The sequence below is a fragment of the Vibrio atypicus genome (genome assembly GCF_009811315.1).
GTDB lineage: Bacteria > Pseudomonadota > Gammaproteobacteria > Enterobacterales > Vibrionaceae > Vibrio > Vibrio atypicus.
The window spans coordinates 196,885-210,142 of record NZ_BLID01000001.1; the positions used below are offsets into that span (position 1 = coordinate 196,885).

Annotated in this window: 12 protein-coding genes and 1 tRNA gene; 6 read left to right on the forward strand and 7 right to left on the reverse strand. The window is 41.1% G+C overall.

Going from position 1 to position 13,258, the window contains the following annotated elements; genetic code table 11:
* Positions 1 to 28 precede the first annotated feature (28 nt).
* From GVO60_RS00895 to GVO60_RS00905, 3 genes are all read left to right on the forward strand, one after another.
* The gene (locus GVO60_RS00895) at positions 29 to 727 is read left to right on the forward strand and encodes an ATP-binding cassette domain-containing protein (RefSeq protein WP_159650647.1); all 699 of its coding nucleotides are present in this window, start codon (positions 29 to 31) and stop codon (positions 725 to 727) included.
* A gap of 14 nt (positions 728 to 741) precedes the next feature.
* The gene (locus tag GVO60_RS00900; RefSeq protein ID WP_225874880.1) at positions 742 to 1,383 is read left to right on the forward strand and encodes an ATP-binding cassette domain-containing protein; all 642 of its coding nucleotides are present in this window, start codon (positions 742 to 744) and stop codon (positions 1,381 to 1,383) included.
* Between the two features lie 235 nt (positions 1,384 to 1,618).
* Positions 1,619 to 2,452, forward strand: coding sequence for a helix-turn-helix transcriptional regulator (locus GVO60_RS00905; protein WP_159650648.1), 834 nt, complete (start codon positions 1,619 to 1,621; stop codon positions 2,450 to 2,452).
* Between the two features lie 97 nt (positions 2,453 to 2,549).
* Here GVO60_RS00905 and GVO60_RS00910 read toward each other — a convergent pair whose 3' ends face one another.
* The 3 genes from GVO60_RS00910 to GVO60_RS00920 all read right to left on the reverse strand — a co-directional run bounded on the left by GVO60_RS00910 (position 2,550) and on the right by GVO60_RS00920 (position 6,375).
* Positions 2,550 to 3,815, reverse strand: a complete 1,266-nt coding sequence (locus GVO60_RS00910) for a RidA family protein (RefSeq protein ID WP_159650649.1) — start codon at positions 3,813 to 3,815, stop codon at positions 2,550 to 2,552.
* A 217-nt stretch (positions 3,816 to 4,032) separates the two neighbouring features.
* Positions 4,033 to 5,478 (reverse strand): TrkH family potassium uptake protein, encoded by a 1,446-nt coding sequence (locus GVO60_RS00915; RefSeq protein WP_159651402.1) that lies wholly within the window; start codon positions 5,476 to 5,478, stop codon positions 4,033 to 4,035.
* A gap of 87 nt (positions 5,479 to 5,565) precedes the next feature.
* Positions 5,566 to 6,375 carry a helix-turn-helix transcriptional regulator gene (locus GVO60_RS00920; RefSeq protein ID WP_159650650.1) on the reverse strand — a complete coding sequence of 270 codons (810 nt, stop codon included), beginning with the start codon at positions 6,373 to 6,375 and terminating at the stop codon, positions 5,566 to 5,568.
* A 261-nt stretch (positions 6,376 to 6,636) separates the two neighbouring features.
* Between GVO60_RS00920 and GVO60_RS00925 the strand changes: the two genes are divergently transcribed.
* The gene (locus GVO60_RS00925; protein ID WP_159650652.1) at positions 6,637 to 7,452 is read left to right on the forward strand and encodes a TauD/TfdA dioxygenase family protein; all 816 of its coding nucleotides are present in this window, start codon (positions 6,637 to 6,639) and stop codon (positions 7,450 to 7,452) included.
* A 60-nt stretch (positions 7,453 to 7,512) separates the two neighbouring features.
* On the opposite strand, the gene GVO60_RS00930 is transcribed toward GVO60_RS00925, so the two are convergent.
* Positions 7,513 to 7,902, reverse strand: coding sequence for a DoxX family protein (locus GVO60_RS00930; protein ID WP_159650654.1), 390 nt, complete (start codon positions 7,900 to 7,902; stop codon positions 7,513 to 7,515).
* 506 nt (positions 7,903 to 8,408) lie between these two features.
* Positions 8,409 to 8,499: transfer RNA gene (locus GVO60_RS00935), tRNA-Ser, on the reverse strand.
* 316 nt (positions 8,500 to 8,815) lie between these two features.
* On the opposite strand from GVO60_RS00935, the gene GVO60_RS00940 reads away from it, so the two are divergent.
* Entirely contained in the window at positions 8,816 to 9,517 is a 702-nt protein-coding gene (locus tag GVO60_RS00940; protein ID WP_159650656.1) for a MaoC family dehydratase, read from the forward strand.
* A gap of 65 nt (positions 9,518 to 9,582) precedes the next feature.
* Here GVO60_RS00940 and GVO60_RS00945 read toward each other — a convergent pair whose 3' ends face one another.
* Entirely contained in the window at positions 9,583 to 10,158 is a 576-nt protein-coding gene (locus GVO60_RS00945) for an aldolase/citrate lyase/malate synthase family protein (RefSeq protein WP_159650658.1), read from the reverse strand.
* A gap of 162 nt (positions 10,159 to 10,320) precedes the next feature.
* Between GVO60_RS00945 and GVO60_RS00950 the strand changes: the two genes are divergently transcribed.
* Positions 10,321 to 11,841 (forward strand): DUF3612 domain-containing protein, encoded by a 1,521-nt coding sequence (locus GVO60_RS00950; protein ID WP_159651403.1) that lies wholly within the window; start codon positions 10,321 to 10,323, stop codon positions 11,839 to 11,841.
* A 281-nt stretch (positions 11,842 to 12,122) separates the two neighbouring features.
* Here the strand turns inward: GVO60_RS00950 and gntR are convergent, their stop codons facing one another.
* Positions 12,123 to 13,124: a gluconate operon transcriptional repressor GntR gene (gene gntR, locus GVO60_RS00955; RefSeq protein ID WP_159650659.1), complete on the reverse strand. Its 1,002-nt coding sequence runs from the start codon at positions 13,122 to 13,124 to the stop codon at positions 12,123 to 12,125.
* Positions 13,125 to 13,258 lie beyond the last annotated feature (134 nt).

The following is a 13,258-nucleotide window of genomic DNA, read 5'->3' on the forward strand; positions in this document are numbered from 1 at the left end:
GACGCTACCTTATAGGATTCCTTTCAATATGCTTAGTCTCAATCAGGTCTCAGTTTACGATGCAAAAACGGATTCAACGATCCTCGATTCCATTACATTTCACGTAAATCCACACGAAATGGTGGCCATTGTGGGCGGGAGTGGCAGTGGTAAAACAGTGCTCACTCAGATCATTATGCAAGCTCTGCCTTGTTGCTTTCATTCTACTGGGGAGCTCCATTGGGTTAACCCGTTAGTCAAACCAGCAGCACTAATTACTCAGCATACCTCGGCTTTAAACCCGAACATAACCATAGGCGTGCAATTGAGGATGTTTGCACAACGAAACATCAATATTCCCTGCTTGCTCAATACATTAGGTTTGTCAAACCAAGCCTTATCAGCCTATCCCCATCAACTATCTGGTGGGATCGCAAAACGAGTATTGAGCTGTCTTGCTCTCGTACAAGGCACCCCTCTTTTGCTTGCTGATGAACCAAGTTGTGGACTCGATAGCTCTAACGCCATCCGATTGATGACGCTCTACAAATCATGGAGCAAATTGACTTCGAGCTTTCTCATCATCAGCCATGATCTTTCTTTGATGTGCCAGTTTGTTGACCGAATTCTAATCATGAACGAAGGCACCATTATTGAAGAAACAACGCCGGCTCAGATTATTTCCGGGCAATGCCACTCCTATACTCAAGCTCTGTGGCAATCTCAACCTAGACACTGGTATTTGTAACTATGACTCGTTTAATGAATATGATTAAAATTCAGCAAGGTGAATATCGTTACCGCGATCATTCGATCCCAATCCCTGATATTTTCATAAAGCGAGGGGATATTGTTGGCTTGAATGGCGTAAGTGGCAGCGGAAAATCTACCATTGGCAAGATCCTCACACGCCAACTTAATTACGATAAACACAAATTAAGGCTTCCAGCGCTCACACGAAATCGCATCAATCCAGTTCAGTGGGTCGGGCAACGTTGTGAGTTTGCATTTGATCCTCGATGGACAATAGAGAAGACACTAAAAGAGGCCTATAGAGGATACGATTATCGGTCACTTTTAGAATCGTATGAGCTCGAATTTCATTGGCAGTTTAGATTGCCAAAAGAGTTATCCGGAGGCCAATTACAACGTTTTAACCTAGTAAGAGCGTTAGCACCGACAACCGAGTTTTTGATTTGTGACGAGGCCACCGATCAACTCGATTCGATTACTCAAAAAGTGATTTGGAATGCTCTGCTCTCGGAGGTCGAGCAACGTTCTCTGGGGCTATTGGTGATCACTCATCAAACAGAATTGCTTCAAGCTATTTGCCATCGAACAGTGAACATGCAAAACCCCAACAATGCATATTATTTAGTTGATCATGGGACCGTCAGCTCATAATAAGTCTACATATTAGCCTGTGTGACACACACCGAGAAAGATCACTAAAACGACGCGACACTCAACCAAAGTTTAGAAATACGGTCAATATACTTAGATTGAACCTCAAAATGACACTTTTACGAAACTCTTAGCAAAGTAGCGTTATAATTAATACTCGCTATTGCATGGACGCTTTCTACTAGCCAAATAAACCGCTTACTTTGTAGTAAGCCTAACTATGAGATAAGTAAGAGTGGAATACAAATACATCGAATCATCCAAACCTATAGCGCTTGAAGAGTTTTATGTTGAACACCATTACATCGCGAGCGTGTCCTTTGCCAAAGGGACGGTGTTCATCAATGATCAACAAATCATAATTGACGGCCCAACGATTCTTCTTGTTCCTCAATATAGCTGTGTATCATGCTCATTAACTCAAAGCGGCTCTAAATCTCCACTTAAACTCCAACTATTGGTGATCATGGATGAAATGTTGGAGGGTTCACTTCTAAAGCTGCCACAAAACCGTAGCTACCAAAAGAACCTTGTCGCTCATCACACGTCAACACCGATCGAAGTTGAGCAGAACTTTAGATTGTTGCAAGAGGTGTATTCTTCATTAAGCCAAGATGCACTTAAAATGCTGTTTTTAGAGCAAAGTTTGTATTTTATTTTATTGTCACTGTGTGAATCAGGCATTGACGTTATGAACCTATTTCATTTCAATTATGAAGAGACAAAACGTGAAATGATCGCCCGAATGATAACGAAAGATCCGCAAAGAAAGTGGCAGATTGATGAGGTTGCTAAGCTTCTTTTCATATCTCCATCGACATTGCGTAGACACCTTCACAAAGAAAACATCTCGTTTAGCCAGCTTCTTATCGACGTTAGGATGGGACTGGCGCTAAATATGCTCACGTTCACATCGTATAACGTTGCGCACATCAGCCACCGATGTGGTTTTGGAAGCTCTGCATACTTCTGCGACGCTTTTAAGCGAAAGTATCACTTAACACCATCACAGTTTAGGCAGCAGTCTAAAACAACGAATGACTCATCGCTGATCAACATTGCAAGCTGATCGACACGTCATCCAATATGACGACAAAGCTTTCCCACAAATAAAAAAGCCACCACTTCAATATTTAAGTGGTGGCTTTGTTTTACCAAGTAACAAATTAACGTTGTGGTGGAGTACCTTCTGCGTTCGAAACAACCGCATCGATTTGTACTTGTGCTCCTTTGGCAATCTCAGAGACGCCTACGACCGTTCTTGCTGGCAGTTCACGGCTAAAGAAGGTTTTATAGACTTCATTAATCGCATTCATATCTGCCACATCGGTTACTTGAATATTCACCTTAACAAGATCATCCATGACATGACCGATGCTTTCGACAATAGTCTTAATATGCGTCAAACACTGTTTAGCTTGTTCTTTCACATCACCATCGATAATCTCGTTTGTCTTCACATCTAATGGCAACTGAGCGGAAATATGGTTGTAATGTGAAAACGCTACGGTTTGTGTCGATAATGAGTCCATTGGAGCATCTGGCGTGTTGTTAGGCTTAATAACAATACCATGACGGTCTTCGACCGCTTGAGGTGGCGTACCATCACCATGCGAAATCACAGCATCAATTTGTACCAAAGCATTCAAAGGTAACTCAGAAGCAGAGACAAAAGTTCTCGCCGGAACATAGCCTAACGTTCTTGCAATTGCCGAATCAGGGAAGAAGGTGCTGTACACCTCATTGACGGCTTCCATGTCTGATAGATCTTTCAGGTACACTGTCACTTTAACGATATCATCGAGTGGGACATTAATACTCTCAAGAATCATTTTAATGTTGGTCAAACATTGAGTCGTCTGCTTTTTCACATCACCAATGATCATCTTACCTGTTGAAGGTTCGATGGGTAACTGAGCCGAAATATTGTTGTAGTGAGAGAAAGCCACCGTCTGATTAGATATCGCACTCTTTGGTGCTTTAGGTGTGTTGCGAGATAGCTTCACCAAATCACATGGTTTTTGAGGCGTTGTGCCTACACCATTTGAAATCAGCGCATCCATTTGCACTAACGCACCTTCGATTGGCAATTGAGCAACCGAAACAGCGGTGCGCGCCGGTAAGTGATCGTTGAAAAAGGTAGAATAAACTTCGTTCACCGCTTTCGAGTGTGCAATATCCGATAGAAATACATTCACTTTCACGACATCGCTCATATCATGATCGATACTTTCTACAATCGTCTGGATGTTGAGAAGACATTGTTTCGCCTGCTCTCTAATATTTTTAGAAACAATCTCATTCGTGTCAGGGTTAATAGGGAGCTGAGCAGAGATATTATTATAATGCGAGAATGCAACACTTTGTGTTGAGTTATCACAAATAGGAGCACTTTCAGTATTTCGAGAGAGTTTAATGATTTTATTACTCATGTAATATTACCTTGTTAATGTTTATACTCACATTTACGATTAAATATGAGAGAACAACAGATGCAATAGTCTTTACTTATTACATCAATATCCACACTAAATATGGAGGGTTCATTTCAGAACAGATACTAAATTAGTGTAAAACTTAAATCATCAGAATATATGTTCAATTTAAATTAAAATGTGCTCAATTAATTCAAATTTTCTCTTGAACAATCTATATACGCCAAAAGTGACGAGAACACACAGCAACGACTGTTAGTATTTCTAACCGCCCCATTAACATGCCAAAACTCAATACCCATTTTGCTGCATCGGGCAGTCCTCTGAAATTTCCAGTTGGCCCGATAATAGGTCCAAGCCCTGGCCCTACGTTCGCCACTGCCGTTGCTGAACCAGTAAGACTTGTGATCGGGTCTAATCCTACTAGGCTTAGCATCGATGCAATAACGAGTATGGTTACAACGTATATAAAAGCAAACGCCATTACCGAACGAACAATATCATCTGTAATTCTTGAGCCATTATAGCGTTGAACGAAAACACCAGACGGGTGAAGTAGTTGTTGGATCTGCTTATTAATTAGTGATGCCGCGATCTGAATTCTAAATATTTTCAAACCACCTGATGTAGACCCGGAGCATGCCCCCATCACTAGTACAAATGAAAATATAATAGTGGTAAACGCTCCCCACTGGGAAAAATCATCAAGTGCAAACCCCGTTGTAGTCATTACGGTAATTATATTGAACATCCCTATTCTTATTGAATCAGACAGCGAATAGTCAAGTTTCAAGTACAACCACAATGCAACACTGAGACTAAGAAAAAGTACCAACTTAAAATACGCTTGAATTTGTACATCTTTAAATAGAATCAATGGGCTTTTAGCTTTCATAGCACTTACAAATACTAAGAATGGCATTCCACCTAAGAGCATGAATATAATTGCTACCCATTGAGCAAGGTTAGAAAAACCATTCATTGACGAATCTGTTGTTGAGTAGCCTCCCGTTGATACTGTCGTTAAAGCATGGTTGACCGCGTCAAACCATCCCATCCCAGAAAGCCAATAACAAACAAGGCATGCTAAGGTTAGCGAGAAATAAACAATAAGAATACTCTTCGCGACACTCTTCATTCTGGGTGCACTTTTATCCGACCAATCAGAAGATTCTGTTTGGAAAAGCCGCATCCCTCCTACATTGATCAAAGGAAAAACCGCCACTGCCATAACAATAAAACCAATCCCGCCAAACCATTGCAAGAGTGAACGCCAAAGCAGAATACTAGCTGCCATGCTATCTAGACCAACGAGCACCGTTGAGCCAGTGGTGGTAATCCCCGACATCGTTTCAAAGTAGGCATTGGTGAAACTAATTTCATTAATAAATATGAAAGGAAGGGACGCAAAGGCACTACCAAACACCCAAACCAAAGTTGTGATCAAAAAGGCGTCTTTTATCTTGATAACCCGAGATTTTCTACGGCCAATAGCTAAGCACGTAAACCCTGCCACGTTGGTTATCAAGGCAGACACACCAAAATCAAAAGCACCATGCGTTTTTGTATAAACAGCCACAATTGCGGGTATATACATAAATAGAGCGAGTTTAGATAAGAGTAACCCTAATACAAAAAATACGGGTCTAAAGTTTATCACTACCAATAACTCTCTTTTATATAGAAATCACTTTATTAGTGACGCGTCAGTAAATTAACTGATTTAAGCAGTCATAATGGTATAGATTTAAACATTCATTTCGACCGATTCAATACGAAACCTTTTAGGACTCATTTTATATTCTTTTTTAAAGGCTATGCAAAAGTAGGTCGCACTATTAAAACCACTCAACTCACTGATTTTATTTATACTAAGATTAGTAAATGTTAGATAATTAATTGCCAAGCCCAATCTAATACCAATCAAAACTCGGGAAAATGACGAGTTTTCATTCGACAGATTACGACGTAGTGTTGAAGTGCTAACACATAAGGCTCGCGCTGCACTATCAAGTGTCCAGTGATCTCGAGGGGCATTCATGATGATCTTTGACAATCGTTCCGATACGGACATATGGTGATTGTGACGAAACAAAATTCCAATATCTAACGACAAGAAATGAAACTGTAGTATGATATTGAAAATATTTTGGCTAATTAATTGTTTTCGGTATTTTATTATTTGATCGCTATTACCCAAAACGCGATTCAAAGAGAAGGCTTTGATTATTTCAGTATGATCAGAAATCAAATACATCGAATTACTTTTTCTACTAAGCATTGTACTGTTAAGCAGATATAGTTTTTCTTTTATTTCCTCACAATCATTCTTATTAATAGAAACAAACTCTAAAATACTGTTGTCACAAACCCTATCTAGGTTGCATTCAATGACAGAACCTTCTGGAAGAATTAGTACTTTGTCTTTTAAAGTACAAATAACTTCATTTCCAACCTTAATGTAACCTGTGATGTTTGAGATTCTTACAATTAGATTTCTTTTGATTGTAAATGGCTTAAGAAATAGTTTGTTAGATTTGATTTTGTGGAAATACATGGAGATAAACATGCGAGTAATGTGTCAGAAAATACTAACAGAAATAATCCTCCCCAAATCGCACATTTGATAAATAGCACCTTTACAGAAACAAAATGGTTATATATCTAACAGGCTATCAAAACCTGAATATGAAACATCCAGCACTGCTGGATCCATTTGTGTTATGGTTAACAAGACTAAATTTCATACCACGGAAAGAAAAGCCGCTGTCATCCGGTTTACTCTTCTGCCTATCAATAAAAACCAATAAGCGAACGTATGTTGAAAGTTGAACCCATTACCCCTCACATTGGTGCTCATATTCACGGAGTAGATTTAAGTCAGTGTAACCCACAAGAACTGGACGAGATCTACCAAGCGTTTCTCACTCATCAAGTCATATTTTTAGACAATCAAAGCCTCTCACCAGAGCAACATTTAAAACTAGCGCAGCGCTTTGGCCAGTTAGAACCCGTTCACCCTTTCTTTCCAAATGTGGCTAGTGCTCCGCAAGTCAGTGTTATCGAGACAACACCGGGCAACGCACCAATGGAAAGTTACTGGCATACAGACTTAACTTGGCGCAGCAAACCCTCTAAAAGTTCTTTATTACACGCTCAGCATATCCCGAGTGTTGGTGGTGATACGATTTGGTGTTCAATGACAGCGGTATTTGACTCTTTAGATGAAGAGATGAAAGCCAAATTAAGAAGGCTATCCGCCACCCACTCACTCGTTGCCTTTGAGGATATTCCGACTGAGCAAGTAGAGTTAGATTGGCACAAGCAGCTGCTCAAAACGGCAGAAGCGAATCCACCCGTTGTTCACCCTGTTGTGCAGGTCCACCCTGAAACAGGAAAAGAGACCCTTTTCATTAATGAGCAGTTTACGCGCTACATTAACGAACTCGAACGTAAAGAGAGTGATGAGTTACTGGATAAACTGTTTGAAATCGCGCGTCGACCTGAATTTCAAGTACGGTTTAGATGGAAGGAGAACTCATTAGCGATATGGGATAACCGAGTCACCCAACATTATGCGGTGATCGACTACGGAGATACACCTAGAAAGATGCACAGAGTAACCGTAACGTAATAAAAACAAAAAGCCGCAGAGATTTTGCGGCTTTTCACATTCATTTTTTCAAGGTAAAGGTTATGACTTTGCCTTCAGATCTTCTAGGATTGAGTGACCAGACAAGACAAGTAATCCGGCAAAAATACCTAGGTTTTTAATGAAGTTTTGCATCTCGTGCGCCCCTTCAACACCGGAGTAGTTCCAAAAATCATGCAGTGACACGTTAATCACTAGCACTAAACCCGCCAACAAAAGCGCAACCAACCAAGTAAAACGGTTAGCAATTAACAAAATTGCCGCGCCGATTTGAAACGCACCAGCAAGCCCCAACAGTACTGGAACAAACGGCATGTCATGCTTTTCCATAAGTTGAACATGCATATCCCAAGAGACAAATTTCATAATACCAGGAAGCAAAAAGTACAATGCCAGCAGTACGCGACCAGCGGTTAAAAGTAGAGTGTTCACTTAACCAATCCTTATTCAGATTTAAATAAAATGGTGCACCACTATATTGTGCACAATTAATATTAAGCAGTATAAATCGATCGTGGCAGTAAGCACAAGTGAATTGTATGGCTCAACTAGGCAAAGGGATGTGACTGAAGAATAACTCTCCAATCAAACACAGTCCTCTTTTAGACTGAAACTAATAAAGGGCAAAAATGAGCCAGAATCGACTAGACCAAGGCTGAATCGTCATTGAATATTTCAAGGTGCCTAGAGCATTTATAGCAAGCTGCGCATCCCAAACAGTTAGTAGAAACATGTTCTGTACATTGAAGAATAATATTATCTATTTCTAGCTCTGTGCATTCAGGGTCCAAAACCGGCTCAAACATTCACAATGCCTACCTTTTACTTAGTTTTCGGGATGATAAGAGACAAGCATTCACTAATGGGGGTTCGAACTCCACAATTTTTAAACGCTATAAAACGAGAAAACCCCAGTCTTTCGACTGGGGTTTTGAATGTGGCGGAGAGATAGGGATTTGAACCCTAGATACGCTATTAACGTATGCCGGTTTTCAAGACCGGTGCTTTCAACCACTCAGCCATCTCTCCGTTGCGGGACGTATATTAGGTTTTGGCATGACTCTTGTAAAGCATTAATTTGCATTGATTTGTTCAAGTGGCGATAAAACAAACACTGGCTTACGTTTGTTAGAGTAGATTCTTGCGAGTTGTATCAATTTATGTTGATTAAAAGCTCTACTAACAGCTTTGCAATAAAATAGTGTTTTATTTTTAAGTTATTGAACTACAATTAAATAATGACTTTCAAGTTACACATGTACGCTCGAAAGTCATTGCACAATATTGTGAAGTAATTCAAACTTACTAAGTTAACTGTTCCTATTAGTCAATTTCAGAGGTTTTTATGAAAGTCGCTGACTTGTTTAAACATCGTGGTGAAGCACACTCAAAAAATCATTCAGAGTTCATGCAGTGGATGTCTCCAACTGTGCGTGAGTATTGGGGTGAGTTTTTGACGAAGGCAAACAATCGCCACCTGTTTACGCGTCTACGTGATCTTCAGCAACCAGCAGTGAACGATGAAGTTCAAGCACCTGAAACACCAAAAGCAGTAGAACCTAAGCCAATTGTGTTAAAGCCAGAAGCGCAAACACTGTATGAAGAGCTGCAACGTAAAATTGGCCAAGTGATTCACATTGGTGAATGGTTAGACGTATCACAAGAGCGTATTAACCAATTCGGTCAAGTTACTGAAGATATGCAATGGATCCACACTGATCCAGAGCGTGCGGAAGCAGAATCGCCATTCAAGACAACAATTGCGCACGGTTTCCTAACTCTAGCGCTACTGCCTAAGTTAACTGATAGCGTTGATCCGGACAAAAACCAATTTCCAACAGCGAAAATGGTCGTCAACATTGGTCTTAACCAAGTTCGATTCCCTTACCCTGTCAAATCAGACAATCGCATTCGCGCGGTAAGTACGCTTTCAAAAGTAACACCTATTCGTAAAGGCTTGGAAATTGAACGTGAGATCAAAGTAGAAATTGATGGTGTTCGTCGACCTGGTGCGGTTGTTACTTCGGTAATCCAACTACACTTCTAATCTCAAATTCAACGAATTAAAAAAGGATACGCATTGCGTATCCTTTTTGCTTTCTTAGGCTTGGTTTATTTATTCATTGTGTAGCAGCACTCAAGGTCATAATCTTCACCACTCTTCGCTGTGTATGCTTTTGTTTCAGTACATGCTTTAGGTTTGCCTTTCTCGTCACCTCTTACCAAGCTAATCCAATGGCGCATTGCCGAGATTTCAGAGCTTTCTTGAGGGAACATAGTGCAAGTTTCTAATTGAATGTCATCAATGCAAATCAGCTCTACACAACCTGTTCCTTTGTTTCGACCAAATGTGAGCTCTACGTGACTACCATTTCCATCACGGAACAAAATAGAGGTTGGATTTTCTTTTTCACCGCTGTAAGCAACAAAGTGTTTATTGCTCTTTAAGCCGCTGTGCGTGCCATCTTTGAAATAAGCTACAAGATGACGATAATCAATCATGTAAGCTGTTACGTCTTGATGTGAGCCGTTTTCTAGCGGGAACATACGGTCAAGTAGCTGTTTCGCTTTGCTCTGTTTTTCTGAAGATTGCTTCGAGTTCGTTTTTTCAACCGCGAAGACTGCTTCAGCGATAAATGGCTTGTCTTGATTTTGGATTTCAGTTTTATCGATTGTAAGCATATTCATAATGTTTCCCTCGCGGATATTTCACAACTTTTTATGTCCTAGAGCAAAGATTTCAAACTTGCGTTTAGTTGTTTTGCGTTTTGTGACTTTGCTTACTTTCTATACTAGTGATTTTTTGACTACAATTTCACAACAAAAATTTTACAATGTGAATTTTACAAAATTATGCTGTCAAAAAGTCTTATACGTCAGTCCCATTTTTTGGGCACAAAAATCAGAAACCTGAGAAAACGCAACCACTTAACGATGGAAGATCTCTCTGCACGCTGTATCCGAGTGAATCCCGAGTATGCGCCATCAGTTTCTTATCTTTCTATGATTGAACGAGGAAAACGAGTACCCAGCATTGATATGCTTGAGGTGATCGCCGAGGTTTTTCAAAAAGATCCCGCTTGGTTTTTAGATGATGAACCAGAGCAAACAGATATCACTCCCGATAAGGGGAATCGAGGTGGTATCAGTGGTATGGCTCTTGAACCAAGCTTCCTTTTTTCAAACGATATCCTACAAATCGCGATTCCGGAGATGCTCTCTCAGACAGGCATTACCGGGCGGCAGTTCGCTCATCTACTGATTCGAGCTCATCAAGAAAGTAATCAAAACCACTTTCCTGATTTAGAACGTGCAGCGGAAGAGATAGGTATGAAGCGGTTAAATCTATCTGCTGAAGATCTCATGGACATTGCCCGCAGTATGGGATTGACCATTCGCTGGATCTCTCGCCCCCCGCAAGACATTGTGGATGAACTTGGTGTAAGCGCGAAGCAAGTCGTCACGTCGTTTTTTGAGCCACCTGGCTTCATCTACCTCAATGAGATACTTAAAGAGTACCCTACCCGCCTCAAATACGATTTGGCGGTTTATCTTGGTCACTGCGTGTTACACAACAAAGAAGGTTTAAAGAGCGTACTTTCTGTAGGCCACGCGAACAGTTGGGAAGACAATTCTCAAAGTAACCCAACATCCGATCTTAACTCTCAAGATATTCTTCAAGCTTGGCGAGACTTCGAATCGAGTTTCTTTGCAGGAGCTCTACTCTGCCCTAAAGTCCCTTTTCGTCAGCTACTGGACAGAAATGGCTACGAAATCGATGTGCACGCGAAAGCCGGAGTTTCACCATCTGTCGCGATGCGAAGAATGACAGTGGTTTCACCTTATCCCCATTGGCACTATTTCGATGCTTATGGACAGAATAAACTCAAAGCTGTTTATCGTGGAAACGGGATCCCTTTACCTTGGGGCAACATGCGCCAAGTCAACGACCCTTGTCAGCACTGGGCGGTATTCAGACGCCTATCAGAGCCAAGAAACGGTAGCTCGGCGCAAATCTCTATCTTGAATGTGGGCGATGAGCCGCGCATCTACTGCTGTGAATCCGTCAACATGACTGACCCAGCCGGGAACAATCGAGTGTTATGTGCTGGTATCGACCTAAACCCTGCGATAGATGCGCAAGGAGGCGATTCCAGAATGATTGCTGAGGAGCTTAAAGCACTATGTGTGGGTAATGGTGGCTCGGCGTCTATTCCAAGGCACATTCGAAAGGAATTCACCACAATCGCTAAAATCCTCAACATCAATTGGATTGAGCGAGGGATTGAATCTGATGCTCGGGTGATCTGTTCTCGTGGCGCAGTTTGTCCACGTAAACCAAGTTGCTACAACGGTTGTCAAGAAGAGTAATCGATGAATTTTAGGCGAAAAAAAGCCAATCACAATAATCGTGATTGGCTATATATATCTGTGAACAAATTAGGTTCACTAACAACGTCAGTTGGCTAGGTGACCCTCGGCTTAATAAGGGTCACTTTAACTAAAGCATTAAGCGTGCCAACTTTTTCTATCAATAAAAATCGTTGTTTTTGTTCACTTTATAAACTGTTTCTGAAAAACCACACGCATAAGCAAAACTCAAAACAGGAATATTTGCATTATGCAAAAATCATTATGATTGCAAAATGCAACTACAAGCTATTTCCAACTTCAATTTGGTAGCCTAAATCGATACTTGCTTGCCAATTTTGTTCACCTTTAAGCCGTGCAATCAACTGCTCTGCAGCAACCTGACCTATTTTCTCACGTGGCGTGATTACCGTTGCTAATGCCGGGATCATCGCCTGACTGATGTCATGGCCGTGAAAACCCGCGATCGCCATTTGATCTGGAATGGAAATACCTCTTCTCTGACACTCGAATACCGCCCCTATCGCCAAATCATCGTTAGTACAGAAAATACCATCGACATCAGGGTACTTTTCAATAAGCTCAGAAAGTAGCTTTGAACCTAATGTAAACGAAGAAGCCTCTTCAGTTTGCAAGCTAATCACTTCTTTGCCCGCATCTTCCATTGCCTGACGATAGCCAGCCATTTTCAAACGCGTTCGTTCATCCATACGTGCCGCAAAGTAGGCGATACTATTGCACCCTTTACTAAGCATGATGTTTGTCATTTCTTTCGCGGCTTGTCTATTGTCAAAGCCAACCGCCTGTTCAATTCGAGGCGAAAAGGTATCCATAATCTCGACAACGGGAATAGACGCCGTTTCAAGCATTTTGCGCGCTTTGTCAGTATGAACGTTTTCTGAGAGGATGATGGCATCGACGTTATAGGAAAGCAGCGAGGCAATGGACTTTTCTTCCAGCTCAGCACTGTAACCATAGTGAGCAATCATGGTCTGATAGCCACCTGGCGTTGTGACCGATTCAATACCGCGCATAACCTCCGCAAATACTTGATTGGTTAATGAAGGAACCAGTACACCAATGACATTTGATTTCGCGTTTGAAAGAATATCTGGCGCTCGATTTGGGATATAACCCAGATCTTCAACCGCTTGTTCGACTTTTTCGCGAATCGCTTCTGATACTTGCGAAGCGTCACGCAGACAACGGCTGACCGTCATTTTAGTCACACCCACTCGGTCAGCAATATCTTGTAAAGTTGGGCGCTTCTTTTTGTTTACCATATTGTTCTTATTGTATCTGTTGTGTTACTGGTAACATTGTACCTATAACTCGACCAATTGCTTGGCTTTAGATAACAAAAAAGAGCGCTCAATTAGCTCAAGCACTCTTTTTGCTACTCACATTAGGCAAACGA